The following is a 23,121-nucleotide window of genomic DNA, read 5'->3' as shown; positions in this document are numbered from 1 at the left end:
TTACCTCCCCCGCCCGGCGGTCTTCTTGGCGGCCGTCTTCTTCGCCGCGCTCTTCTTCGCCGGAGCCTTCTTGGCCGGTGCCTTCTTCGCGGGCGCCTTCTTGGCCGCCGCCTTCTTCGAGGGCTGCTTCTTCGCGGCGGGAGCGGACTTCGCGGACTTCTTCGCCGCCTGCTTCTGCGCCGTCTTCTTGGCCGGTGCCTTCTTCGCTGGAGCCTTCTTCGCGGCGGGCGCCTTCTTGGCGGGCGCCTTCTTCGCGGGGGCAGCCTTGCGGGACGGCGCTGCCTGCTTCTTCTCGGGCGGACGGCGCCGACGCGGAGGTTCCGGCTCCTCTTCCTCTTCTTCGTCCTCCTCCTCGCCGGGTTCCTCTTCCTCCTCGTCCTCCAGTTCCTCCGGCTCCTCCTCCTCTTCTTCCTCCTCGCCGGGTTCCTCTTCCTCGTCCTCCGGCTCCTCGGGTTCCTCTTCCTCCTCCTCGAACTCCGCCTCCTCGACCTCCTCTTCCGGTTCCTCCTCGCCGGGCTCCTCCTCGTCGTACTCCTCTTCCTCCTCTTCCTCGTCCTTCTCCCCGATGCGCCGCGTGCGCTCGTGCAGGGAGTCGGCGAGGTCGGCCAGCCGACGGTCGGCGGTGGCGGCCAGGGCCTTGCGGCCCGCGCTCAGCAGATCCCCGCGCACCTGCTCGTTCAGCTCGGAGACGCCCGGCACCTCGCCCAGGCGCCCCAGCCCCTCGCTCAGCAACTGCTGGGGGTTGAGCCCGAAGCGCCGCCCGGCGAGGTAGGTCGCCAGGCCGAAGGCGAGCCGCGCCTTCTTGGTGCGCCCCAGCACATAGCCACCCGCGACGGCAGCGGCGAGAGCGACTTTGGTCGTGTCGTTCATGAAACGGTCCCTCCACGAGCGGCAGGACGGGTGCCCGCTCTCCCGGCGACAGCCCCGGGCCCAGCCCGCGATCATGAGACGTGGACGTACAGACGGAGACGTACAGACGTAGACGTTCAGGTAGACGTACAGACGGACAGCGAACGGCGCAGACGGATACGCACACAACCCCACCCACGTCCGCCGCGATGCGCTGCTGCGGCACCGGCCGACCTTCATGCGGCATATACGCCGTTATGATGAAATTGTATGTTCGCGCGTGGATTCTGGCGCCCGCTCCGAACCAGCGGAGAGATCCGATCACCGGAGAGACCATGGCCGCAGCAGAGGAACCCGCCAAGCGCCGCGCCGGCGGCAGCCGCGGCACCCGCAAGGGCAACGCCGCATGGGCCATGCGCACCGCCGCCGAGCAGTTGCGGGAGCTGCTCGGGCGCTCCCCCGAGTCGGTCTCCGCATTGAAACCCACCGAGGACGGGTGGGAAGCCGATGTCGAGGTACTCGAACTGGAGCGAGTCCCCGAGACCACCAGCGTCATGGCCACCTACCGGGTCACCCTCGACCAGGAGGGCGATCTCGTGGCGTACGAGAGGACCCGTCGCTACACCCGAGGACAGATCGACCGGCGAGGCTGAGGCGAGGCGCCCGGGCGGCCGGTGAAGGGAGAGGCGCCATGAGCCTGGTGCCACAAGGCGGAGGACCGGTCGCCCAGGGCGGCGGCGGGAGCGGAAACCTCTACGACGTCCTGGAGCTCATCCTCGACCGGGGACTCGTCATCGACGTGTTCGTCCGTGTCTCCCTGGTCGGGATCGAGATCCTGAAGATCGACGCCCGCGTCGTCGTGGCCAGCGTCGACACGTATCTGCGGTTCGCGGAGGCGTGCAACCGGCTCGACCTCGAATCCGGCCGGAAGGCTCCCGCCCAGCTCACCGACATCGTCGGCGACTCGATGGAGAGCGGCGCCCAGGGCAAGTCCAAGGGCGCGATCACCGGCGCCGTCGAGGCGGTCACCGAGTCCCTCAAGGGCGCGACCGGTGGTGACCAGGAGGAAGAAGAAGAAGAGGAGGAGCCCGTGGAGAGGAAGCGGCGTCCGGCCCGGCGGTCCTCCCGGCGGGAGCGGAGTTCGGCCCGCGAGAAGGAATGAGCCATGGCCGTATACATCTACTCCGTCACCGGAAAACAGCACCCGCTGCGCCTCGACGGTCTGCGCGGCGTGGGCGAGGAGCCCTCCGGACTGCGCGCCGTGACCGCGGGCGCGCTGAGCGCCGTCGTCAGTGACGCGCCCGACAACCTGCGCCCCAAGCGCCGCGACATCGGCGCGCACCAGGAGGTGCAGGAACGGCTCATGGCCGACGGCACGATCCTGCCGCTGCGCTTCGGGCTCGTCGCGGCGGACGACGACGCCGTACGAGCCGCGCTGGAGGAGCGCGCCGACGAATACACCGAGCGGCTCCGGGCACTCGAAGGGTGCTCCGAGTACCACCTGAAGGCCACGCAGGACGAGGACAGCCTGCTGCGGCAGATCCTCGAGGAATCCAGCGCGGCACGGGAGCTGAACGACGCGATCCGCGCCGGTACCGCCGATGTGGGCGCGCCCGTGCGGCTGGGCGAGATGGTCGCGCGGGAGGTGCAGGCACGGCAGGAGGCGCTGGCCACCGGAGTGGTCGAGGCGCTGCGCCCGTTCGCACGGGACGTGGACTCCACCCAGCCGACCGGCGAGGACTTCCTCAGTGTGTCGTTCCTGGTGCCCGAGGATCAGGAAGAGGCTTTCCTGACCACCGAGTTGAGCGTCGCGCACCAACTGGGCGACGACCTCGACCTGCGGCTGCACGGCCCCCTTCCTCCCTACAGCTTCGTCTGAGGACAGAGGACAGTCCCATGGGTCTCTTCACCCAGATCGTGACCCTGCCGCTCGCGCCGGTGCGCGGCGTCGGCTGGGTCATGGAGCGCGTCCTGGAGGCGGCCGAGAACGAGTACTACGACCCGGCCCCCGTCAAGCGTGAACTCGCCGAACTGGAACGGCGGCTGGTCGCCGGGGAGATCGACGAGGAGACCTTCGACCGGCGCGAGGACGAGCTGCTCGACCGGCTGGAGGAGATCCGGGCCCACCGACAGGGCGGACAGACCTGACCCGGTACCCGGCACGCACCCGGCACCGACGGAACACGAGGCATCACCGTGACCGACCCCATGGCCAGCCGGTTCGGCTCCACCCCCTCGCGGGCGGCGCCGCCGTACGGACAGGGCTCCTCCGCCAACCTCGCCGACATCCTGGAACGGGTGCTCGACAAGGGCATCGTCATCGCGGGCGACATCCAGATCAACCTGCTCGACATCGAGCTGCTCACGATCAAACTCCGGCTGCTCGTCGCCTCCGTCGACAAGGCGAAGGAGATGGGCATCGACTGGTGGGAGCACGATCCCGCCCTGTCCTCGCGCAGCCGGGGCGAGGGACAGCGGTCGCTCGCCGAGGAGAACCAGCGGCTGCGCGAGGAGATCGAGGCGCTGCGGCAGGAACGGGAGCTTGCCGAGACCGGTGAGGCAGTCGAGGTCGGTGAACTGGTCGAGGGCGACGAACCGGCCGACGACGAAGAGGCGGAGGAAAAAGAGGAAGAACTGGCCGACATCGAGGAGCCGGAAGAAGAACCGGAAGAGGAGCTGGAAGAAGAAGAGCCGGAGGAAGCCGAGGAGGAGCCGCCCGAGCCCGAGGAGAAACCGCGCCCGAAGAGGACGCGCCCGCGTACGGAACGCTCGCGTACGGAACGCGCCCGCACCGAGCGGCCGCGTACCGCCCGCACCCGCCGACGGACCCGCGATGAGTGACCTCCTCACCTACGCGTACGCCGTCGCCCGCACCGCCGACGGTCTGGACGAGGCGGCTACCGCGCTCGACGGGGTCGCCGGAGCCCCGGTCCGGCTGCTGCCCTCCGCCCACGACGACACACTGCTGCTCGTGACCGGGCAGGTCCCCGCCGAGGACTTCCGCGAGGACGCCCTCGCCCGGCATCTGGAGGACCTGGACTGGCTGGAGACCGTCGCCCGCGCCCACCACCAGGTGATCGAGACCCTGGGCGCCCGGACGACCGTACTGCCGCTGCGCCTGGCGACCGTGTACCTGGACGACGCGAGGGCGCGGGACGTGCTGGACGAGGGGCGGGAGCTGTTCGCGTCCCGGCTCGACCGGCTGGCCGGGCACGTCGAGTGGGGCGTGAAGATCTACGCCGACCCCGCCTCCGCCGCCCCGGAACCCGACGCCGGGTCCGCGGCGGAGCTGACCCCCGGACGCTCGTACCTGCGCGGACGCAGGCGGCAGCAGACCCACCGCGACAGCGTCCACCGGGCCGCCCAGCAGGCAGCCGCCGCGGTCGAGGAGACCGGGCGGCGCTACGCCGTCGAACGCGCCCGGCACCGGGTGCAGCAGGGGGCGCTCGCGGGCGGGGCGGGCGAGAACGTCGTCAACGACGCCTATCTCGTGGCGGGCGAGGACTCCGAGGCGTTCCGGACCGAGGCGGGACGCGCCGCCGAGGGGCTGCCGGGGGTCCGGGTCGAGGTCACGGGACCCTGGGTGCCGTACTCCTTCGCCACACCGGCCACCGGGCCCGAGGGCGCGCCGACGGGTGCGGCGCCGTGAACACGCACGTCCCCTCGCCGTCGGACGAGCCGCTGCCGCAGCGGCAGGTCGCGCTCATCGACCTGCTGGACCGGCTGCTGAGCGGCGGGGTCGTCCTGACCGGTGACGTCGTGCTGTCCATCGCCGACATCGACCTGGTGCGGGTGTCGCTGCGGGCGCTGATCGTGTCGATCGGGGAGGACAGCCCGTCGCCGTTCGCGCTGCCCGCGGGACCGGGGGACGAGCATGGCGGCTGAGGAGAGGGACCGTTCCGCGGAGCGGGCCGAGAGCCGTTCCGCCGAGGCGGCGCAGGACCGCTTCGCGGAAGTGGCCGAAGCCGCCGAGCGCGCCTTCCGGCTGCTGCCCGCAGCGCCCGGTGATCTGCCGCCCTCCGAGGGGCGCGACCGCTCACCGGCGCGCCGCATCAGCTCCGACCCCGACACCGTCGAGCGGGACCTCGTCCGGCTGGTCCTCACCCTGGTGGAACTCCTGCGCCAGCTCATGGAGCGGCAGGCGCTGCACCGCGTCGACCAGGGGGACCTCACCGAGGAGCAGGAGGAGCGGCTCGGGGCGACGCTGATGATCCTGCACGACCGGATGAACGGGCTGTGCGCGCGGTACGGGCTCACCATGGACGACCTCAACCTCGACCTCGGCCCGCTGGGGACGCTGCTGCCACCGGCGGACTGAGTCTTTGTTGACGTACCGGCGCGGGGGTACTCGGCGGACGTGCCGCAACGGGACATCCCGGCGGGTGCGGCGCGGGGAAGAGGTGAGGACATGGCGGTTGCCCGGCACACCATGCCCCACGGTCTGTCGGCCCTGGTGACCGGCTCGTCCCGGGGGCTCGGGCTGCTCATGGCCGAGTGCCTGGTCCGGCGGGGCTGCCGGGTGACCCTGCTCGCCCGGGACACCGACGAACTGGTGCGGGCCGCCCACTGGATGCGGGAGCGGACCGGGCGCCGGGTGGGGCTCGTGCCGTGCGACGTACGGGACCCGGACGCGGTGGCGGAGGCGGTGCGGCGCACCGCCGAGGCGTCCGGCGGGCTCGACGTGGTGATCGCCAACGCCGGTGTCATCCAGGTCGCCCCCGCCGAGATCGCCGGGAACCGCGCCTTCCGCGACGCCTCGGCGACCATCTTCGAGGGCACCCTGAACACCGCCCTGGCCGCCCTTCCATATCTGCGCCGCAGCCCGGTCGGTGGTCGGCTCGGGCTCGTCGGCTCGGTCGGCGGGCTGCTGTCGGTGCCGCACATGGTGCCGTACTCGTGTGCCAAGGCGGCGGTACGCGCGCTGGGGGAGGGGCTGCGCGCGGAGACGGCGGGCAGCGCGGTGAGCGTGACCACCGTGCACCCCGGACTGATGCGCACCGGCTCGCATCTCCAGGCGGAGTTCGGCGGGCAGGCGGAGGCGGAGTACGCCTGGTTCTCCGCCCTCGCGGGCGCGCCCCTGCTGTCCATGGACGCGGAGCGGGCGGCGCGGCGGATCGTCCGTGCTGTCGAGCGCCGCCGTCCCCGCCTTGTGCTCACCCCCGCCGCCCGGCTCGCCTCCGTCGCGCATGGCGTGGCGCCGGACCTCACGACCCGGGCGAGCGGTCTCGCGGCCCGCGTGCTGCCCGCGGCGCCGGTGGACGCGGGCGCCGCTGCGCGCGGGACGATGCGGCAGGGGCACGCGCTGCGCGTCCGACGCGGTCCGGTGTGGGCGCGGGCGGCGCGGGCCGCGGGGAGCGCGTTGAACGACCGGGCGGCGCGGCGGTACAACCAGAGGCGCCCGGGACCGCCGACGAGTTCGTGAGGGGTGCTCTTCGGGTGGCTACGGGGCGAGGCTCGCCCAGAATCCCGTCAGCGCCTCGATCACCGCGGCAGGGCGCTGCACGTTGGGGGAGTGGCCGCCCTCCGGGATCTTCGTGAACGGCGCGCCGAGAGCCTCCGCCATCGCCTCCGCCTCCTGCTCCGACCAGGTGTCGTCCGGGGTGCCGAAGACGACGGAGAGCGGAACTCCCTTGTCCTTGAGGTCCGTTGTGCGGTCGGGCTCGGTCAGCAGTTGCCGTGCCGCGAGCCGCAGCGCCTCGGGCTCGTTGCGCGCCCAGCGGTCGGAGAGAAACGCCAGGACGTCCGCCGGGATACCGTCCTCTGCCGGGCGGAGATACGGCCACAGATCGGGTACGGCCATGCTGCCGAGGGCGTCGAGCAGCAGCTCCAGCCGCTCCCGCGTGGGCGTCCCGACCTCCGCCGGGCCGAAGTTCATCAGCGTGAGGGAAGCCCAAGTCGCCTCGGGAACGGGGCTGTTGAGCACCGCGAGGCGCGACACCAGCCCACCGTAGGAATGCCCCACCAGATGCACCGGACCGGCGCCGAGCGCTTCGGCGAGCGCCCTCGCGTCCGCCGCGGCGGAGTCGCTGTCGTAAGCCGGGGCTGCCGACGCCGCCCCCGTCTCGTACTGCCCGCGCTGATCCACGGCGTACACCGCGTACCCCGCCTCACTCAACCCCGGCAACAACGGCAGAAAGTCCTCCTTGCTCCCGTTGAACCCCGGCACGAGCAGCACGGTCCCGCCCGGCGCGGACCCGCCCGGCATGGCGGCGAGCGCCGCGAACACGCCCCGCTCCGTCTCCAGCCGGACTCCCCGGACACCGGGCGGACGAGCGATGGTGAGGACTTGGCTCATGGGGCGATGCTACGGCCAGTCCAGGACCGTCAGCCCGGGCCACTGCTCCCGCCACCGGGCGGTCTTCGCCTCGTAGACCGATCGCGGGGCGAGTACCGGGTTCGGCCGGACGACCATGCCGAACACGTCCGACAGACCGTGCGGGGCGTACACGCGCCACCGCCCGTCGGCCTCCACTCGCACCCCGAGGCAGCACGTCGTCGCGGCGAAGCTGTCGATGGCGGCCTCGGCGGAGTCGTACGGCGGACAGGGCACGCCGAACTTCTCCTCGTACCAGAGGTGGACGCGCGCCTCGTTGCGGATCTCCACCTCTGCGGGCACGCCCGCGAAGACCTCGCGCCCGGCCCGGATCACCGTGTCCTCGGCCTCCCAGGACAGATCACCGGCGTCGAAGTAGAAGAGGTCGTAGTCCTTGATGCCCTCGGTCGGCGGCCGGTCCGTGACGACGTTCCACACGGTCTGGAAGAGGCACCCGGCCGTGACGTACCAGCCGGGCAGGTCCAGCCGCGCGGCCCGATCCAGCACCTCGGTCAGGACCTCGTTGCGCGACAACATCGTTCGCAGGAAGTGCAGTTGCTCGTCCAGCGGAAGCCGGCTCGGTGTCGGCCGCGTCGCGCTCGTGCCGCCGGAAAGCCCGTGATCCACAGAGGTGCCGCCCTTTCCCGAGAGTCCCGGGGTCACCCAACATCACCCGGCACCACTCTGAACAGAGCGCCAAGAGGTCATCGGGGGTGAACGCCCTCTTGACGTCGCGCCGGAGCGCGTCGACACTCCCCATAGGGAAGCCTAGTGAACAGGTAGGGAAACATGGTGCGCCTGGTGACGGTCTCCGGCCCGAGGGGGCGTGGGGCGTCGTGCGTGCCTCTTCGGATCGTCAACTCCCCTCTGCTCACCTCCCGTCGGCACATCGACCTGCTGCGCGTCTCCAGCGCGATCAGCCTGGTCTGACGCTTCTTCGCCGTCAGTTCCAGCCGGGTCCAGCCGGTTCCAGTCGGGGCGACGACGCCCCACCGACGCCGTTTCCACCGTCGCGCGCGTTCTCCGCGTGCCCATCCGCCCAGGGGAGACGTATGTCCATCACTCCGCTGTCCTCCACCCCGTTCGCCGCCGTCGCCTCCGCGCGCCGTACCGCCGCCGCGCCCTTCCGGGGGCGTATCGGCCGGGACGCGCGCAGTGGCCACTACGCCGTCGCGCACCGCTACCGGCTCCACCTCTCCACCGCCTGCGCCGACGGCCTCCGGCTCGCCATCGGGCACAGCCTCCTCGGTCTCGGCGACGCCTGTCCGGTCACCCTGCTGCCCGCCGTCCCCGACTGTCCCGGAGGCGGTCACGCGGCGCTGCGCCCGCTGTACGAGGCGAGTGCGCACCGCTACACCGGTCCCGCCCACGCCCCCGTGCTCAGCGACGACTGGTCCGGTCGCATCGTCAGCGCCCACGCCCCCGACATCCTGCGCGACCTCGACCACCTCCCGCACCACGGCGACCCCCTCCACCCCGCGGGCTGGGAGTCCACCGTCGAGGCGGTCGAACGCCTCTGCGCCGAGGAGATCGAGCAGAGCGCGCAGTACGCGGGCGCCGCCGACACCGACCCCGCCGCACGCGCCGCCGCGCTCGACGGACTGCTGGACGCCCTGGGCCGCCTGGAGCGCTGGCTGACCGGCGAGGAATACCTGGTCGACGGGCGGATCACGGCCGCCGACATCCACCTCTGGGTCTGCCTGGTGCAGCTCGACACCGTGCACCGCTGCCACCTCGACGCCTCCGCCGTCCACCGCATCGCGGACCACCCGGCCCTGTGGTCGTACGCCCGCCGGCTCGCCGCCCACCCCGCCTTCGGCGCCCACCTCGACCTCGACGGCATCGCCCGCAGGCACCACGGCCACTGCCAGGGTCTCGAAGCGGCCGGCGCGGCCGTCCAGATCCTGGACTGGGCCGCGCACGCCACCGGTCTCCCGCACACTCCGCGCAGGTGAGAGCGGTCCGGCAGCGTCCAACTGCCGGACAACCGTTGACATTCGAGCGGCCGAATGCCTTACTTGCCGCACAGAACGGTCATGAGCGTCAGCGCCAAGCCCTGGCTCGCTGACCGGCAACCCTCGCATCGCGGTGGGGTGCCCCAGGTGACGACCGGACCGACGACGACTTCGGTAAGCGCGAGGGGCCCCGCGGGGCCTGGACAGTGAACAGGTGACGCCATGAACGCGACCCCCAGGACGGCCGACGGCCGCTCCCACGGCCGTCGCGTACCGGCGTACGCCGGGCTCCTCGTCGCCGACCGCGCCGTCGATCTGCTCCGGGTCAGCAGCGCGCTGTGTACGGCGCCGGACCGCTGTCAGGGCTGACAGCCCCCTTCTCTCTCACGCTTGTTCGCGACGCACCCCGCCCAGCGGTGTGCCGTCCGCCGCGCGCCGTGTGCCGTACGCCGTCGTGACCGCCGTACGGCCCCGCGCATCCCCGGGACACCCGAATCCGCCGGAGCCGCCCTCCCATGAGCGAACCACCAGGCGTCGTCGTCACCGCCGCGCCCATACCTGACGTCCCATCAAGACAACTGAAAGCGCAGCGGGTTCAGCCCTTGCGCAGACCCGGGCGCTGGATCACCACCGCCGTCGTGCTCGTGCTGGTCGCCCAGATAGGGCACGGGCTCGCCACCAACCCCTTCTACCAATGGGACCGTTTCCGCTACTGGTTCCTGCGCCCCGCCGTCCTCGACGGACTCCTCGTCACCCTCGAAGTGACCGGACTGGCCGCCATGCTCGGGCTGTTGGGCGGCATCGTCCTCGCCCTCGGACGGCTCTCCGGGAGCCCGGTGCTGCGGGTGGTGAGCTGGACGTACGTCTGGCTGTTCCGCTCGGTGCCGCTGATCGTCGTCCTGATCTTCCTCTACAACTTCAGCGCGCTGTACCGCACGTTGAGCCTCGGCGTCCCCTTCGGTCCCGCGTTCGTCACCTTCGACGAGTCCCGGCTCGCCACCGACATGACGGTCGCCGTGATCGGTCTCGCCCTCAACGAAGCCGCCTACGCCGCCGAAGTCGTGCGCGGCGGACTGCTCTCCGTCGACCAGGGCCAGCACGAGGCAGCCGCCGCCCTCGGTCTGCCCCGGCGCTACCAGTTCACCCGGATCGTCCTCCCGCAGGCGCTGCGCTCCATCGTGCCGAACTACGTCAACCAGCTCATCGGCCTGGTCAAGAGCACGTCCCTGGTCTTCTACGTCTCCCTGCTCGACCTCTTCGGCACGGTGCAGAGCATGGGCAGCACCTACCCCGGCGACATCGTGCCGCTGCTGCTCGTCGCCACCGTCTGGTACCTGATCCTGACCAGCGCGGTCTCCGTCGTGCAGTACTACGTCGAGCGGTACTTCGCGCGCGGCGCCACCCGCGCCCTGCCCCCGACCCCGCTGCGCAGAGCCCGCACCGCCCTCGCCGGACTCCGCGCCAGGCTGCGTGAGGAGAGCGCCGTATGACCGCCGCCGCCCAGGAGACCGCCCCCGCCGCGCTGGAGATCCACGGCGTGCACAAGTGGTACGGGACCCAACGCGTCCTCGACGGCATCGACTTGACCGTACGGCCCGGCGAGGTCACCGTCATCCTCGGCCCCTCCGGCTCGGGCAAGTCCACGCTGCTGCGGGTCGTCAACCACCTGGAGAAGCCCGAGATCGGACACGTCAGCGTCGGCGGCGAGCTGATCGGCGTACGGCGCGGAAGCCGCGGTCGGCTCAAGGAGTTGAGCGAGCGGGCGATCCTCGCGCAGCGCGGCCGGATCGGGTTCGTCTTCCAGAACTTCAACCTCTTCCCGCATCTGACCGCCCTCGACAACGTCGCCGCCGCGCCCGTCGCCACCGGACGCCTCAGCAAGCCCGAGGCGAGGGAACTCGCCCGCGAACTCCTCGACCGGGTCGGGCTCGCGGACCGCACCGGCGCCTACCCGCGCCAGTTGTCCGGCGGGCAGCAGCAACGGGTCGCCATCGCCCGCGCCCTCGCCCTGCGACCCGGCATCATCCTCTTCGACGAGCCGACCTCCGCGCTCGACCCCGAACTCGTCGGCGAGGTCCTCGCCGTCATCAAGGACCTCGCCTCCGGCGGGACCACGCTCGTCATCGTCACCCACGAGATCGGCTTCGCCCGCGAGGTCGCCGACCGGATCGTCTTCATCGACGACGGGCGGATCGTCGAACAGGGACCGCCCTCCGAGGTGTTGGACAAGCCGCGGCACGAGCGCACGCGCGACTTCCTCAGCAAGGTCCTCTGAACTCTCCCGGTTTCGCGGGCACTTCCGTCCGCACCCGCGTCCTCACCCCCTCCCGTCCCCACGCCCTCCCGTCCCCACGCCTTCCCGCCCCCCACGTCCTCCCTCCCGTACGAACGACAAGGACAGCCATGCCCCGTGACCTCATCACCCGGCGCCGTGCGGTGCGCGGCACCGTCGCGGCGACCACCGCCGCCCTCCTCGCCACCCTGCTCGCCGCCTGCGGCGGAGAGAGCGACGCCGCGACCACGACCGACGCCCGGGGCACGGTCACCGTGGGGAAGGTGTCCAACGGCGCCGCCACCGAGACCCGGCTGAACGTCGCCGAGGTGAAGTCGATCCGCGCCGAACTCCCCGCCGCCGTACGGAAGAACGGCACCCTGAAGGTGGCGGTCGGCGCGCTGCCCGACGGCTTCCCGCCGCTCGCCTTCGTCGGCTCCGACCAGAAGACGCTCACCGGCGCCGAGCCCGACCTCGCCCGGCTGGTCGCCGCCGTGCTCGGACTGCGCCCCGAGATCCGCAACTACACCTGGGAGAACATGTTCGTCGGCATCGACAGCGGCAAGGCCGACGTCGGCTTCGCCAACATCACCGACACCGAGGAACGCAAGCGGAAGTACGACTTCGCCTCCTACCGCAAGGACAACCTCGGCTTCGAGGTGCTGAAGAAGAGCACCTGGAATTTCGGCGGCGAGTACCACAACCTCGCCGGGAAGACGGTCGCCGTGGACAACGGCACCAACCAGGAGAAGATCCTCCTCGAATGGCGCGACAAGCTGAAGAAGGAGGGCAAGACCCTCACCGTCAAGAACTTCGCCAGCAAGAACGCCACCTACCTCGCGCTGACCGGCGGCCGGATCGACGCCTACTTCGGGACCAACCCCGGTCTCGCCTACCATGTCAAGAGGTCCGCCGGATCGCCGTCCCCGACCCGCAGCGCGGGCACCTACTCCGGTGCGGGCGCCCGGCTCCAGGGGCTGATCGCGGCCACCACCAAGAAGGACAGCGGGCTCGTGAAGCCCATCGCGGACGCCCTGAACCACCTGATCGACTCGGGGCAGTACGCCAAGTGGCTCGCCGCCTACAACCTGACCAACGAGGCTGTCACCAAGGCGGAGATCAACCCGCCCGGGCTGCCGCTGGACAACTCCTGACCGCCGCTGACCTGCTGCGGAAAAGCGAACGGGTGATGTCCGGCGTGTCGGGAACACCTTCCGGCGGCCGGGCGTTGGCCCTCATGACGAGACGTGAAGAGCCACAGCCGGAGGGGGTGGGGGAGATGCCGCAGGGACTGGACCGCGTGCCGTGCCCGCGCCTCCTGAGGACCGCCCGCTCCGTCCTGCTGCATTCCCGGCCGCACATAGACCTGCAGAGGGTGGCCGGCGCGCTCTGTCGCGCCTGACCCGCGTCTTCGACCTCCGCTCCACCGCGCACCCCTGTGTGCGGGACCGGTGCGTCCCGCGCTCGCCCGCGCCGCCCCCGCACCGCGCCCGCATCGTTCATCTCGCCCACGCAAGGACCCTCAAGGAAGGCGTTCCTCGTGCCCTCTGCTCCCGCATCCCCCGCTTCCCGGCTGCATCTCGCCGTCGCCCTCGACGGCACCGGCTGGCATCCCGCCTCCTGGCGCGATCCGGCCGCCCGCCCGGGCGAGCTGTTCACCGCCGCGTACTGGGCCGGTCAGGTCGCCGAGGCCGAGGCCGGACTCCTCGACTTCGTCACCTTCGAGGACGGCCTCGCCCCGCAGTCCGCGCACCCCCTCCGGCCCGACGACCGCACCGACCAGGTGCGCGGCAGGCTCGACGCCGTCCTGATCGCCGCGCGCGTCGCCCCGGTCACCCAGCACATAGGTCTGGTCCCGACAGTGGTGGTCACGCACACGGAGCCGTTCCACATCTCCAAGGCGATCGCCACCCTCGACTACGTCAGCACCGGTCGCGCGGGCGTCCGGGTGCGGATCAGCGCCCGCCCCGACGAGGCCGCCCACTTCGGCCGCCGGGTCTTCGACCCCCTCGACGCCTACGACACCCCCGCCGCCCAGAAGGCGGTGACTCCCCTGTTCGACGAGGCCGCCGACTACGTGGAGGTGATCCGCAGGCTCTGGGACAGTTGGGAGGACGACGCCGAGATCCGGGACGCGGCGACCGGCCGCTTCATCGACCGCGAGAAGCTGCACTACATCGACTTCGAGGGCCGCCACTTCGACGTCAAGGGTCCCTCCATCACCCCGCGCCCGCCCCAGGGACAGCCCCTGGTCACGGCGCTGGCCCACCAGACCGTGCCCTACCGGCTCGTCGCCCGCCAGGCCGACATCGGCTACGTCACGCCGTACGACGCGGCCGACGCCCGCGCCATAGTCGGCGAGGTCCGCGCCGAGCAGGACGCGGCGGGCCGCGCAGGGCAGCCGCTGCACGTCTTCGGCGACCTCGTGGTCTTCCTGGACGACACGGCGGCCGAGGCGAGGGAGCGGCGCGGGCGCCTGGACGAGCTGGCGGGCGAGCCGTACACCAGCGACGCCCGCGTCTTCACCGGGACGGCCGCCGAACTGGCCGACCTGCTGGAGGAGCTTGCCGGAAGCGGGCTCACCGGGTTCCGGCTGCGGCCCGCCGTCACCGGGCACGACCTGCCCCGGATCAGCCGCGACCTCGTGCCCGAACTGCAACGCCGGGACCGCTTCCGCACCGCCTACGAGGCCCGCACCCTGCGCGGACTCCTCGGTCTGGACCGCCCCGCCAACCGTTACGCCGCCTGAGCCACCGGAGAGGAGACCCGACGCCATGAGCAAGCCCAAGAAGCAGGTACACCTGGCCGCGCACTTCCCGGGGGTCAACAACACCACCGTGTGGAGCGACCCGGAGGCCGGCAGCCACATCGAGTTCAGCTCCTTCGCGCACTTCGCCCGCACCGCCGAACGCGCCAAGTTCGACTTCCTGTTCCTCGCGGAGGGGCTGCGGCTGCGCGAACAGGGCGGCGAGATATACGACCTGGACGTGGTGGGCCGCCCCGACACCTTCACCGTCCTCGCCGCGCTCGCCGCCGTCACCGACCGGCTCGGTCTGACCGGCACCATCAACTCCACGTTCAACGAGCCGTACGAGGTGGCCCGCCAGTTCGCCTCCCTCGACCACCTCTCCGGCGGGCGCGCCGCCTGGAACGTGGTGACCTCCTGGGACGCGTTCACCGGCGAGAACTTCCGCCGGGGCGGCTTCCTGCCGCAGGAGGAGCGGTACTCGCGCGCCAAGGAGTTCCTGACCACCGCGAACGAACTCTTCGACTCCTGGCACGGCGACGAGATCCTCGCCGACCAGTCCACCGGCGCCTTCCTCCGGGACGCCAAGGCCGGTGCCTTCACCCACCAGGGGCAGCACTTCGACATCCACGGCCGCTTCAACGTCCCCCGCTCCCCGCAGGGGCGCCCGGTGATCTTCCAGGCGGGCGACTCCGACGAGGGGCGCGAGTTCGCCGCCTCGGACGCCGACGCCATCTTCAGCCGGTACGCCACCCTGGAGGAGGGCCGCCGCTTCTACGCCGACGTCAAGGGGCGCCTGGCCAAGTACGGCCGCACGCCGGACCAGTTGCTCATCCTGCCCGCCGCGACCTTCGTCCTCGGCGACACCGACGAGGAAGCCGCAGAGCTGGCCCGCGAGGTGCGCAGGCAGCAGGTCAGCGGCGCCACCGCCCTCAAACACCTGGAGTTCGTCTGGAACCGTGACCTGTCCGGCTACGACCCGGAGGGCCCGCTGCCCGACGTGGACCCGGTGGTGAGCGAGGAGCACATATCCCGGGGGCGCGCCCAGGTGCGGATGTACCGGGACCCGCTGGCCATCGCCCGCGAGTGGCGCGAGCTGGCCGAGAGCAACGGCTGGTCCATCCGCGATCTGGTGATCAACACCGGCAACCGGCAGACCTTCGTGGGCTCCCCGGACACCGTCGCCCGCACCATCGACGAGTTCGTGCAGGCGGACGCCTCCGACGGGTTCATCCTCGTCCCGCACATCACCCCGGGCGGACTCGACCCGTTCGCCGACCGGGTGGTCCCGCTGCTCCAGGAGCGGGGAGTGTTCCGCACCGAGTACGAGGGCACGACCCTGCGCGAGCACCTGGGGCTGGCCCACCCGGACGCCGGTGCCGGGGCGGAGCGCGCCGCGTCCTGAGCGGTGGTCGTCCACGGCGGTGCCGCCCGGCTGCCTCCGGGTGTCAGGCGGCGCCGCCCACCGCGTCCACCAGGTCCGCGAGCGCGGTGGCCAGATGCTCCAGGTCCGGTCCCGCCGGGCCGCCCGGTTCGGTCATGTAGGTGTCCCGGCGGATCTCGACCATGAGGGCGCTCACCCGCCGGTCCACGCCGTAGTGGGCGAGCGGCACGTACGTTCCGGCGAACGGGCTGTCCAGTGCGACCTCGCCGCAGCGCGCGAACGCGGTCCGGGCCGCCCCGGTCAGTCCCGGCGGGGTGTGGAAGGGGTCCGTGCCGAGGCAGACGGCGGGGCGCGGGCCGTCCTGGTGCAGCTCGTAGGGCAGCGGCTTCGTCGGATAGGAGTGCACGTCGATGACGACGGCCCGGCCGGTCGCGGCGAGGCGTCCGGCCACCGCGCGGGTCATCGCCTCCGCGTACGGCCGGAAGTACCGCTCGACCAGCGGGCCGGGATCGGCGGGCTCGGGACGCAGCGGCTCGCGGTGCGTGGTCCGGGTGTAGACCGCGCCCATGCCCACGGCGAGCATCTCCTCCCGCTCGTCGGGGAACCGCTCGGGGTCCACGACCAGCCGGGAGAGCCGGTTGACGAACCGCCAGGGTCTGGCGGACGCCAGCGCGGCGGCCCGCTCGGCGAGCGTGTCGGTGTGGGCGTCGGTGATGTGGTCCAGCTCGCGTGCGAGCGCCGGGTCGTCGAGGACGAGACCCGCGCGCACGTCGTCCGGGATCGCCCGCGCCGCGTGCGGGACGTGCAGCAGCACGGGCGAGCCGGCGGCGCCGGGCAGCAGGTCGGACGGGCGTGGGGTCACGGATCACTCCAGGGGCGGGTCGGCGCGGACGGTGCGAGCAACTCACGCACCATTGTGCCGACTTGCTCCGTCTCGATCAGGAAGCCGTCGTGCCCGTGCGCCGACTCGACCACCCGGACCCGGTCCGCCGAGGGGATCAGCGCGGCCAGCCGCTCCTGCTGGGCCAGGGGATAGAGCCGGTCGGAGTCCACCCCGGCCACCAGGGTGGGCGCGGTCACCCGGGCGAGCGCGGCTCGTGTGCCGCCGCGACCCCGGCCCACGTCGTGGGCGTTCATCGCCTCGGTCAGCACGACGTAACTGGCGGCGTCGAAGCGGCGGTTCAGCTTGTCGGCGTGGTGGTCGAGATAGGACGCCACGCGGTAGCGACCGCCGTGCCAGGGGTCCTCCGCGCCCTGCGGGAGCCGTCCGAAGCGGGTCTGGAGTTCGGGTTCGGCGCGGTAGGTGACATGGGCGACGCGGCGGGCGAGGCCGAGTCCGGCGAGCGGACCGCGTCCGGTGTCGTGGTAGTCGCCGCCCTGCCAGTGGGGGTCGTCGCGGATGGCCCGGAGCTGGATGTCCGCCCAGGCTATGTGCTCCGCGCTCGCCTCCGCCGAGGTGGCGAGGAGCAGAAGAGCGCCCGTGCGCTCCGGGTGCGACACCGCCCACTCCACGGCGCGCATCCCGCCCATCGAGCCGCCGACGACCAGCGCCCACCGGTCGATCCCGAGCGCGTCCGCGAGACCCGCCTCCGCCGCCACCTGGTCCCGCTGGGTCAGGAACGGGAAGGCACCGCCCCACGGTCGTCCGCCGCCGGACCGTCCGCCGCCGGGCCGTGGAGACGCCGGTCCTGTGCTGCCCTGGCAGCCGCCGAGCACGTTCGGCGCCACGACGAACCAGCGGTCGGTGTCCAGCGCCCGACCGGGACCGACCAGCGCGTCCCACCAGCCGGGGGAGGGATGCCCGGGCTCCACCGGTCCCGCCACATGGCTGTCCCCGGTCAGCGCGTGCAGTACCAGCACCGCGTTGGAACGGTCCGGGGCGAGCCGCCCCCAGGTCTCGAACGCCAGCCGCACACCGGGCAGTTCACCGCCCGACTCCAGCGGCAGCGGCGCGCTCGCCGCGTACCACCGTCGCCGCCCCACGGGATCGCCCTCCCGCCACGCGCCGGTCGCGGCGGGCGGCGGGAGGGCGTGGTCCGGCGTGGCCGGGACCGTGCTCAGGAGGCGGCTCCCTTGGCCGCGCGGAACCCGGCCTCCAGGTCCGCCTTCAGGTCGGCCACGCTCTCCAGACCCACCGACAGCCGCACCAGACCCGGCGAGGTGCCCGTCGCCGCCAACTGCTCCTCGTCGAGCTGGCTGTGGGTGGTGGAGGCGGGGTGGATGATCAGACTGCGCACGTCACCGATGTTGGCGAGATGGCTGAACAGCTCCACCGCGTCCACGAACCGCTTGCCCGCCTCCACGCCATCCCGCAGCTCGAAGGAGACGACGGCACCGGAGCCGCGCGGCAGGTACTTCTGCCCTGCCTCGTACCACCGGCTGGACTCAAGCCCCGGATAGTGGACGGCGGCCACCTCGTCGCGGCCCTCGAGCCACTCCGCCAGCGCGAGCGCGTTCGCCGAGTGCCGCTCCAGGCGCAGGCTCAGCGTCTCCACGCCCTGGAGCAGCAGGAACGCCGAGTGCGGGGAGAGCGCGGGACCGAGGTCGCGCAGCAACTGCACCCGCAGCTTGACCGCGAAGGCGCCGGGTCCGAGCGCGGGCCAGTAGCGCAGCCCGTGGTAGCTCGGGTCCGGCTCGGTGAAGTCCGGGAACCGCTCCGGATGCGCGCCGAAGTCGAAGGTCCCCCCGTCCACCACCACACCCGCGATGGTCGTGCCGTGTCCGCCGAGGAACTTGGTCGCGGAGTGCACCACGATGTCCGCGCCGTGCTCGATCGGCCGCAGCAGATAGGGAGTGGGCACCGTGTTGTCCACGATCAGCGGCACGCCCGCGTCGTGCGCCACGTCCGCGACGCCGCGTACGCCGAGGACGTTGCCGCGCGGATTGCCGAGGGTCTCCGCGAACAGCGCCTTGGTGTTCGGGCGGACCGCGGCGCGCCAGGCGTCCAGGTCGTCGGGGTCGTCCACGAACGACACCTCGATGCCGAGCCTCGGCAGGGTGTGCCGGAAGAGGTTGTAGGTGCCGCCGTACAGCGAGGTGCTGGAGACGATGTGGTCGCCCGCGCCCGCCAGGGTCAGGATCGCCAGCGTCTCGGCTGCCTGCCCGGACGCCAGCGCGACGGCCGCGACCCCGCCCTCCAGGGCGGCGACGCGCTGCTCGAAGACGTCCTGGGTGGGGTTGTGGATGCGGGTGTAGATGTTGCCGGGCTCCGCGAGCGAGAACAGGTCGGCGGCGTGCCGGGTGTCCTCGAAGACGAAGGACGTCGTCTGGTAGATCGGCGTGGCCCGCGCCCCGGTCGCCGGGTCGGGCACCGCTCCGGCGTGGATCTGCCGGGTCTCGAAGGACCAGGCCGAGGTGTCGGGTCCCGTGGGGGTCTCGTCGGGGGTGTGGCCTGCGGTGACCGAGTCGATGGGCTGGCTGCTCATGGTGCTCCTCGTGCGGGTCGGGCGCGGACTCGCGACGAGAAAAACACGGGTGGCCGGCAACGGACAGTCCGGCGTGAACCGTGACACGAGGACTTCATGTTCGCCACAGCGCCGCAACACGGGGCAATGCGGCGGAAGCACTACCGATGGGTACGACCGTGCCCCGGCCGGAGAGCCCGGCCGGGGCACGATGGCGCTACGCCTTGATCAGCTCAGGTTGATCAGACCAGGGAGGCGAGCGCCGCGTTCCAGGTGGCCGACGGGCGCATGACCGCGTCCGCCTTGGCCGCGTCCGGCTTGTAGTAGCCGCCGATGTCGGCCGGGGAGCCCTGCACGGCGAGCAGCTCCTCGACGATCTTCTGCTCGTCGGCCGCGAGCGCCTCGGCGAACGGGGCGAACGCCTTCGCCAGGTCGGCGTCATCGGTCTGCTTGGCCAGCTCCTGCGCCCAGTACAGGGACAGGTAGAAGTGGCTGCCGCGGTTGTCGATGCCGCCGACGCGACGGGTCGGGGACTTGTCCTCGTTGAGGAAGGTCGCCGTGGCGCGGTCGAGGGTGTCGGCGAGGACCTTGGCGCGGGTGTTGCCGGTGGTCTCGGCGTACTGCTCGAAGGCGGGGACCAGGGCGAAGAACTCGCCGAGGGAGTCCCAGCGCAGGTAGTTCTCCTTGACGAGCTGCTGGACGTGCTTGGGGGCGGAGCCGCCCGCGCCCGTCTCGAACAGACCGCCGCCCGCCATCAGCGGGACGACCGACAGCATCTTGGCGCTGGTGCCCAGCTCCAGGATCGGGAAGAGGTCGGTCAGGTAGTCGCGCAGCACGTTGCCGGTCACCGAGATGGTGTTCTCGCCGCGGCGGATGCGCTCCACCGACAGCTTGGCGGCCTCGACCGGCGGCAGGATCCGGATGTCCAGACCCTCGGTGTCGTGCTCCGGGAGGTACTCGTTGACCTTGGCGATCAGGTTGGCGTCGTGCACGCGGGTCTCGTCCAGCCAGAACACGGCCGGGTCGCCGGTGGCGCGGGCGCGGGTGACGGCCAGCTTGACCCAGTCGCGGATCGGGTCGTCCTTGGTCTGGCAGGCGCGGAAGATGTCGCCCGCGGCGACCGGCTGCTCGATGAGCACGTTGCCGTCGGCGTCGGTCACGCGGACGGTGCCCGCGGTGGCGACCTCGAAGGTCTTGTCGTGCGAGCCGTACTCCTCGGCCTTCTGCGCCATCAGGCCGACGTTCGGGACCGTGCCCATGGTGGACGGGTCGTAGGCGCCGTTGGCGCGGCAGTCGTCGATGACAGCCTGGTAGACACCGGCGTAGGAGGAGTCCGGGATCACCGCGAGGGTGTCGTGCTCCTCGCCGTCCGGACCCCACATGTGGCCGGAGGTGCGGATCATCGCGGGCATGGAGGCGTCCACGATGACGTCCGAGGGGACGTGCAGGTTGGTGATGCCCTTGTCCGAGTCGACCATGGCGAGGGCGGGACCCTCGGCCAGCTCGGCGTCGAAGGACGCCTTGATCTCGGCACCCTCGGGCAGGCTCTCCAGACCCTTGTAGATGCCGCCGAGACCGTCGTTGGGGGACAGACCGGCCGACTTCAGGGTCTGGCCGTACTTGGCGAACGTCTTCGGGAAGAAGGCGCGCACCACGTGGCCGAAGACGATCGGGTCGGAGACCTTCATCATCGTGGCCTTCAGGTGCACGGAGAACAGGACGCCCTCCTCCTTCGCGCGGGCGACCTGCGCGGCGAGGAACTGCTCCAGCTCGGCGACGTGCATGACGGAGGCGTCGACGACCTCGTCCTTGCGGACCGGTACCGACTCGCGCAGCACGGTGGTGGTGCCGTCCTCGGCGACCAGCTCGATACGGAGCGTGCCGTCCTCGGCGACCACCACAGACTTCTCGGTGGAGCGGAAGTCGTTCTCACCCATGGTGGCGACGTTCGTCCTGGACTCGGTGGTCCAGGCGCCCATGCGGTGCGGGTGGGTCTTGGCGTAGTTCTTCACCGAGGCGGGGGCGCGGCGGTCGGAGTTGCCCTCACGCAGGACCGGGTTCACGGCGGAACCCTTGATCTTGTCGTAGCGGGCGCGGATCTCGCGCTCCTCGTCGGTCTTCGGGTCCTCGGGGTAGTCCGGGAGGGCGTAGCCCTTGGCCTGCAGCTCGGCGACGGCGGCCTTGAGCTGCGGGATGGACGCCGAGATGTTCGGCAGCTTGACGATGTTGGCGGCCGGCGTCTTGGCCAGGTCGCCCAGCTCGGCGAGCGCGTCCGGGATGCGCTGGTCCTCGGTCAGGTACTCCGGGAAGACGGCGATGATGCGCCCGGCCAGCGAGATGTCGCGGGTGTCCACGGGCACACCGGCCTGGGCGGCGTACGCCTGGATCACCGGCAGGAACGAATGGGTCGCCAGGGCCGGCGCTTCGTCCGTGTAGGTGTAGATGATGGTCGAGTCAGTCACCGGGTGCTCCGCTCCACGTCTGCAACATTGCTCGACATCAAGATATCTCGTGACCGCCCTCGCTTCGACAGGGGTCCACCGCCGACCGCTCAGCGGCGGCTCCCGGTCATCTCCCGCTCGATCCAGCGGCAGATCACGTCCACGACGTACACGTGCTCGGCGCGGGTGAGGTCCCGCCCCTTCTCGATCCCGTGGCAGCGCAGCAGACAGGTGCGGCAGCACGTACCGGTCGCGTGCTGCGCCACGAACACGGGGTGCCCCTTGTACGGCGTCTGCTTCCCGTCCTTGTACGGCTCCGCGGGCGCGAGCCGCTTGGCGATCAGGTCGTACGCGTGCCAGCGGATCGTCGCCGGACCCTTGAGATCGGCGGTGACCCGGTCCCGCCCGCGCAGGTGGAACTTGGCGCGGAACGGCTGCCGGGTGATCGAGTCCAGCCGCGCGTCGAGGGCGGCGGGGGTGGGCGGGGTGAAGGGCGCGGGCGCGTCCGGCCCAGGGGTGTCGGGCTGGTGGGCGGGGGGTTCGGGGTCGGAAGTCATACCGTTTTCGAGGGTAGCTCCGTGCCCGGGACGCGGCTTGCGGTCCGGCGCCGGGTCGGTGAACCCGGCGCCGGACCGCGGGTCCTACTCGCCGAGCCCCGCGGGCACCCCCGCGTTGCCCCGCTGGTGCGGGATCAGCGGGGTGCTCTGGTGGAGGGTCACCGTGCGGGTCGGGGCAGGGATGGTGATGCCCTCTTCGCGGTAGCGGCGGTGGAGGCGCTTGATGAACTCGTGCTTGATGCGGAACTGGTCGCTGAACTCACCGACGCCGAGGATGACGGTGAAGTCGATGCGGGACTCGCCGAAGGTGTGGAAGCGGATGGCGGCCTCGTGCTCGGGGAGGGCGCCGGTGATCTCGGTCATGACCTCGTTCACGACGTCGGCGGTCACGCGCTCGACGTGTTCGAGGTCTGAGTCGTAGCCCACGCCCGCCTGCACCAGCATCGTGAGCTGCTGTTCGGGGCGGGTGAAGTTGGTCATGTTGGTCTTGGCCAACTGGCCGTTGGGGATGACCACGAGGTTGTTGGAGAGCTGGCGGACGGTCGTCTGGCGCCAGTTGATGTCGACGACGTAGCCCTCCTCGCCGCTGCTCAGACGGATGTAGTCGCCCGGCTGGACGGTCTTGGAGGCGAGGATGTGGATGCCCGCGAAGAGGTTGGCCAGCGTGTCCTGCAGCGCCAGCGCGACGGCCAGACCGCCGACGCCCAGGGCGGTGAGCAGGGGCGCGATGGAGATGCCGAGCGTCTGGAGCACCACCAGGAAGCCGATGGCGAGGACCAGCACCCGGGTGATGTTGACGAAGATGGTCGCCGAGCCCGCCACGCCCGAGCGGGACTGGGTGACGGTGTGCACGAGGTTCGCGATCACCCGGGCCGCGGAGAGGGTCACCACGAAGATGATCCAGACCTCGAGGACCTGGTTCACGTTGTGCTGTGTGGTCCGGGTCAGCGGCAGCACCGCCGCTGCCGTCGCCGCCCCGCCCGCTATCGCCGCCCACGGCACCACCGTGCGCAGCGCGTCCACGATGATGTCGTCGCCGCTCCACCTGGTCCGCTTGGCGTGCTTGGCCAGCCAGCGCAGCACGGTGCGGGACAGGAAGGCCAGCACCACACCGGCCGCCAGGGCGATCCCGGCGAGCACGAGGTCGTCCAGCGTCGCCTCCCGAGTCAGCACGTGGTTCACCGGCCGCCTCCCAGGGCC

At 71.6% G+C, this 23,121-nt stretch carries 26 protein-coding genes, 1 pseudogene and 1 riboswitch; of the genes and pseudogenes, 18 read left to right on the top strand and 9 right to left on the bottom strand.

All coding sequences use genetic code 11. The annotated features are described in order from the left end of the window. Entirely contained in the window at positions 1 to 870 is an 870-nt protein-coding gene (locus tag IF655_RS07140; RefSeq protein ID WP_199583076.1) for a histone protein, read from the bottom strand. Between the two features lie 314 nt (positions 871 to 1,184). On the opposite strand from IF655_RS07140, the gene IF655_RS07135 reads away from it, so the two are divergent. From IF655_RS07135 to IF655_RS07095, 9 genes and pseudogenes are all read left to right on the top strand, one after another. Beyond that, on the top strand, positions 1,185 to 1,502 hold the full coding sequence (locus tag IF655_RS07135; protein ID WP_199583074.1) for a gas vesicle protein: 318 nt from the start codon (positions 1,185 to 1,187) through the stop codon (positions 1,500 to 1,502). A 38-nt stretch (positions 1,503 to 1,540) separates the two neighbouring features. Beyond that, positions 1,541 to 2,011 carry a gas vesicle structural protein GvpA gene (locus IF655_RS07130; RefSeq protein WP_199583072.1) on the top strand — a complete coding sequence of 157 codons (471 nt, stop codon included), beginning with the start codon at positions 1,541 to 1,543 and terminating at the stop codon, positions 2,009 to 2,011. 3 nt (positions 2,012 to 2,014) lie between these two features. Further along, positions 2,015 to 2,728 carry a GvpL/GvpF family gas vesicle protein gene (locus IF655_RS07125; protein ID WP_199583070.1) on the top strand — a complete coding sequence of 238 codons (714 nt, stop codon included), beginning with the start codon at positions 2,015 to 2,017 and terminating at the stop codon, positions 2,726 to 2,728. A gap of 17 nt (positions 2,729 to 2,745) precedes the next feature. Further along, positions 2,746 to 2,997: a gas vesicle protein GvpG gene (locus IF655_RS07120; RefSeq protein ID WP_199583068.1), complete on the top strand. Its 252-nt coding sequence runs from the start codon at positions 2,746 to 2,748 to the stop codon at positions 2,995 to 2,997. 60 nt (positions 2,998 to 3,057) lie between these two features. Continuing rightward, positions 3,058 to 3,379, top strand: a pseudogene (locus IF655_RS31055) (gas vesicle protein); the annotation flags it as partial. A 303-nt stretch (positions 3,380 to 3,682) separates the two neighbouring features. Further along, the gene (locus IF655_RS07110) at positions 3,683 to 4,498 is read left to right on the top strand and encodes a GvpL/GvpF family gas vesicle protein (protein ID WP_199583064.1); all 816 of its coding nucleotides are present in this window, start codon (positions 3,683 to 3,685) and stop codon (positions 4,496 to 4,498) included. Then, positions 4,495 to 4,734 (top strand): gas vesicle protein, encoded by a 240-nt coding sequence (locus IF655_RS07105; protein WP_199583062.1) that lies wholly within the window; start codon positions 4,495 to 4,497, stop codon positions 4,732 to 4,734. Before IF655_RS07110 ends, IF655_RS07105 begins: the two co-directional genes overlap by 4 nt. Beyond that, positions 4,724 to 5,167: a gas vesicle protein K gene (locus IF655_RS07100; protein WP_199583060.1), complete on the top strand. Its 444-nt coding sequence runs from the start codon at positions 4,724 to 4,726 to the stop codon at positions 5,165 to 5,167. The genes IF655_RS07105 and IF655_RS07100 overlap by 11 nt, the downstream gene beginning before the upstream one ends. 90 nt (positions 5,168 to 5,257) lie before the next feature. Continuing rightward, positions 5,258 to 6,271 (top strand): SDR family oxidoreductase, encoded by a 1,014-nt coding sequence (locus IF655_RS07095; protein WP_199583058.1) that lies wholly within the window; start codon positions 5,258 to 5,260, stop codon positions 6,269 to 6,271. 18 nt (positions 6,272 to 6,289) lie between these two features. Here IF655_RS07095 and IF655_RS07090 read toward each other — a convergent pair whose 3' ends face one another. Beyond that, on the bottom strand, positions 6,290 to 7,144 hold the full coding sequence (locus IF655_RS07090; protein ID WP_199583051.1) for an alpha/beta fold hydrolase: 855 nt from the start codon (positions 7,142 to 7,144) through the stop codon (positions 6,290 to 6,292). Between the two features lie 9 nt (positions 7,145 to 7,153). Then, positions 7,154 to 7,699, bottom strand: coding sequence for a nucleotidyltransferase family protein (locus IF655_RS07085; RefSeq protein ID WP_199583049.1), 546 nt, complete (start codon positions 7,697 to 7,699; stop codon positions 7,154 to 7,156). A gap of 303 nt (positions 7,700 to 8,002) precedes the next feature. Here IF655_RS07085 and IF655_RS31740 point away from each other — a divergent pair, with 303 nt between their 5' ends. The 9 genes from IF655_RS31740 to IF655_RS07050 all read left to right on the top strand — a co-directional run bounded on the left by IF655_RS31740 (position 8,003) and on the right by IF655_RS07050 (position 15,540). Further along, the gene (locus IF655_RS31740) at positions 8,003 to 8,092 is read left to right on the top strand and encodes a putative leader peptide (RefSeq protein WP_374100172.1); all 90 of its coding nucleotides are present in this window, start codon (positions 8,003 to 8,005) and stop codon (positions 8,090 to 8,092) included. Between the two features lie 122 nt (positions 8,093 to 8,214). Beyond that, on the top strand, positions 8,215 to 9,117 hold the full coding sequence (locus IF655_RS07080) for a glutathione S-transferase C-terminal domain-containing protein (RefSeq protein WP_242488582.1): 903 nt from the start codon (positions 8,215 to 8,217) through the stop codon (positions 9,115 to 9,117). A gap of 77 nt (positions 9,118 to 9,194) precedes the next feature. Beyond that, a riboswitch (SAM riboswitch) is annotated at positions 9,195 to 9,304 on the top strand. Positions 9,305 to 9,339: 35 nt separating this feature from the next. Further along, entirely contained in the window at positions 9,340 to 9,486 is a 147-nt protein-coding gene (locus tag IF655_RS07075; RefSeq protein WP_199583048.1) for a hypothetical protein, read from the top strand. A gap of 146 nt (positions 9,487 to 9,632) precedes the next feature. Then, positions 9,633 to 10,607 (top strand): amino acid ABC transporter permease, encoded by a 975-nt coding sequence (locus IF655_RS07070; protein ID WP_199583046.1) that lies wholly within the window; start codon positions 9,633 to 9,635, stop codon positions 10,605 to 10,607. After that, positions 10,604 to 11,392, top strand: coding sequence for an amino acid ABC transporter ATP-binding protein (locus tag IF655_RS07065; RefSeq protein WP_199583044.1), 789 nt, complete (start codon positions 10,604 to 10,606; stop codon positions 11,390 to 11,392). The genes IF655_RS07070 and IF655_RS07065 overlap by 4 nt, the downstream gene beginning before the upstream one ends. Before the next feature lie 128 nt (positions 11,393 to 11,520). Continuing rightward, positions 11,521 to 12,543 carry an ABC transporter substrate-binding protein gene (locus IF655_RS07060; protein WP_199583042.1) on the top strand — a complete coding sequence of 341 codons (1,023 nt, stop codon included), beginning with the start codon at positions 11,521 to 11,523 and terminating at the stop codon, positions 12,541 to 12,543. A 35-nt stretch (positions 12,544 to 12,578) separates the two neighbouring features. Further along, positions 12,579 to 12,791 (top strand): putative leader peptide, encoded by a 213-nt coding sequence (locus IF655_RS31735; protein WP_374100171.1) that lies wholly within the window; start codon positions 12,579 to 12,581, stop codon positions 12,789 to 12,791. Positions 12,792 to 12,929: 138 nt separating this feature from the next. Next, positions 12,930 to 14,138 (top strand): LLM class flavin-dependent oxidoreductase, encoded by a 1,209-nt coding sequence (locus IF655_RS07055; protein ID WP_199583041.1) that lies wholly within the window; start codon positions 12,930 to 12,932, stop codon positions 14,136 to 14,138. Positions 14,139 to 14,163: 25 nt separating this feature from the next. Further along, positions 14,164 to 15,540: an NtaA/DmoA family FMN-dependent monooxygenase gene (locus IF655_RS07050; RefSeq protein ID WP_199583039.1), complete on the top strand. Its 1,377-nt coding sequence runs from the start codon at positions 14,164 to 14,166 to the stop codon at positions 15,538 to 15,540. 43 nt (positions 15,541 to 15,583) lie between these two features. Here IF655_RS07050 and IF655_RS07045 read toward each other — a convergent pair whose 3' ends face one another. From IF655_RS07045 to IF655_RS07020, 6 genes are all read right to left on the bottom strand, one after another. Beyond that, positions 15,584 to 16,381 (bottom strand): N-formylglutamate amidohydrolase, encoded by a 798-nt coding sequence (locus IF655_RS07045; protein ID WP_199583029.1) that lies wholly within the window; start codon positions 16,379 to 16,381, stop codon positions 15,584 to 15,586. Then, a complete protein-coding gene (locus tag IF655_RS07040; RefSeq protein ID WP_199583339.1) occupies positions 16,378 to 17,580 on the bottom strand; it encodes a homoserine O-acetyltransferase in 1,203 nt (400 codons plus the stop codon). The genes IF655_RS07045 and IF655_RS07040 overlap by 4 nt, the downstream gene beginning before the upstream one ends. Next, the gene (locus tag IF655_RS07035; RefSeq protein ID WP_199583027.1) at positions 17,577 to 18,944 is read right to left on the bottom strand and encodes a bifunctional o-acetylhomoserine/o-acetylserine sulfhydrylase; all 1,368 of its coding nucleotides are present in this window, start codon (positions 18,942 to 18,944) and stop codon (positions 17,577 to 17,579) included. Before IF655_RS07035 ends, IF655_RS07040 begins: the two co-directional genes overlap by 4 nt. Before the next feature lie 221 nt (positions 18,945 to 19,165). Continuing rightward, on the bottom strand, positions 19,166 to 21,385 hold the full coding sequence (locus tag IF655_RS07030; protein ID WP_199583025.1) for an NADP-dependent isocitrate dehydrogenase: 2,220 nt from the start codon (positions 21,383 to 21,385) through the stop codon (positions 19,166 to 19,168). A gap of 89 nt (positions 21,386 to 21,474) precedes the next feature. Continuing rightward, complete coding sequence (locus IF655_RS07025) at positions 21,475 to 21,921, bottom strand: DUF4186 domain-containing protein (protein WP_199583023.1); 447 nt, start codon at positions 21,919 to 21,921, stop codon at positions 21,475 to 21,477. An 84-nt stretch (positions 21,922 to 22,005) separates the two neighbouring features. Beyond that, positions 22,006 to 23,091, bottom strand: coding sequence for a mechanosensitive ion channel family protein (locus tag IF655_RS07020; protein WP_199583338.1), 1,086 nt, complete (start codon positions 23,089 to 23,091; stop codon positions 22,006 to 22,008). Positions 23,092 to 23,121: the final 30 nt, after the last annotated feature.

Origin of the sequence: Streptomyces sp. DSM 110735 (assembly GCF_016482685.1) — a bacterium.
In the GTDB taxonomy this organism is placed as follows: Bacteria; Actinomycetota; Actinomycetes; order Streptomycetales; family Streptomycetaceae; genus Streptomyces.
The sequence above is the reverse complement of the archived record's forward strand: the minus strand, read 5'-3'. Positions and strand labels throughout refer to the sequence as shown.

Excerpts from the sequence above, each read along its gene's own strand:
- IF655_RS07140 (WP_199583076.1), bottom strand. The coding sequence starts at position 870 with ATGAACGACACGACCAAAGTCGCTCTCGCCGCTGCCGTCGCGGGTGGC.
- IF655_RS07135 (WP_199583074.1), top strand. The coding sequence starts at position 1,185 with ATGGCCGCAGCAGAGGAACCCGCCAAGCGCCGCGCCGGCGGCAGCCGC.
- IF655_RS07130 (WP_199583072.1), top strand. The coding sequence starts at position 1,541 with ATGAGCCTGGTGCCACAAGGCGGAGGACCGGTCGCCCAGGGCGGCGGC.
- IF655_RS07125 (WP_199583070.1), top strand. The coding sequence starts at position 2,015 with ATGGCCGTATACATCTACTCCGTCACCGGAAAACAGCACCCGCTGCGC.
- IF655_RS07120 (WP_199583068.1), top strand. The coding sequence starts at position 2,746 with ATGGGTCTCTTCACCCAGATCGTGACCCTGCCGCTCGCGCCGGTGCGC.
- IF655_RS07110 (WP_199583064.1), top strand. The coding sequence starts at position 3,683 with ATGAGTGACCTCCTCACCTACGCGTACGCCGTCGCCCGCACCGCCGAC.
- IF655_RS07100 (WP_199583060.1), top strand. The coding sequence starts at position 4,724 with ATGGCGGCTGAGGAGAGGGACCGTTCCGCGGAGCGGGCCGAGAGCCGT.
- IF655_RS07095 (WP_199583058.1), top strand. The coding sequence starts at position 5,258 with ATGGCGGTTGCCCGGCACACCATGCCCCACGGTCTGTCGGCCCTGGTG.
- IF655_RS07090 (WP_199583051.1), bottom strand. The coding sequence starts at position 7,144 with ATGAGCCAAGTCCTCACCATCGCTCGTCCGCCCGGTGTCCGGGGAGTC.
- IF655_RS07085 (WP_199583049.1), bottom strand. The coding sequence starts at position 7,699 with ATGTTGTCGCGCAACGAGGTCCTGACCGAGGTGCTGGATCGGGCCGCG.
- IF655_RS07080 (WP_242488582.1), top strand. The coding sequence starts at position 8,215 with ATGTCCATCACTCCGCTGTCCTCCACCCCGTTCGCCGCCGTCGCCTCC.
- IF655_RS07075 (WP_199583048.1), top strand. The coding sequence starts at position 9,340 with ATGAACGCGACCCCCAGGACGGCCGACGGCCGCTCCCACGGCCGTCGC.
- IF655_RS07070 (WP_199583046.1), top strand. The coding sequence starts at position 9,633 with ATGAGCGAACCACCAGGCGTCGTCGTCACCGCCGCGCCCATACCTGAC.
- IF655_RS07065 (WP_199583044.1), top strand. The coding sequence starts at position 10,604 with ATGACCGCCGCCGCCCAGGAGACCGCCCCCGCCGCGCTGGAGATCCAC.
- IF655_RS07060 (WP_199583042.1), top strand. The coding sequence starts at position 11,521 with ATGCCCCGTGACCTCATCACCCGGCGCCGTGCGGTGCGCGGCACCGTC.
- IF655_RS31735 (WP_374100171.1), top strand. The coding sequence starts at position 12,579 with ATGTCCGGCGTGTCGGGAACACCTTCCGGCGGCCGGGCGTTGGCCCTC.
- IF655_RS07050 (WP_199583039.1), top strand. The coding sequence starts at position 14,164 with ATGAGCAAGCCCAAGAAGCAGGTACACCTGGCCGCGCACTTCCCGGGG.
- IF655_RS07035 (WP_199583027.1), bottom strand. The coding sequence starts at position 18,944 with ATGAGCAGCCAGCCCATCGACTCGGTCACCGCAGGCCACACCCCCGAC.
- IF655_RS07025 (WP_199583023.1), bottom strand. The coding sequence starts at position 21,921 with ATGACTTCCGACCCCGAACCCCCCGCCCACCAGCCCGACACCCCTGGG.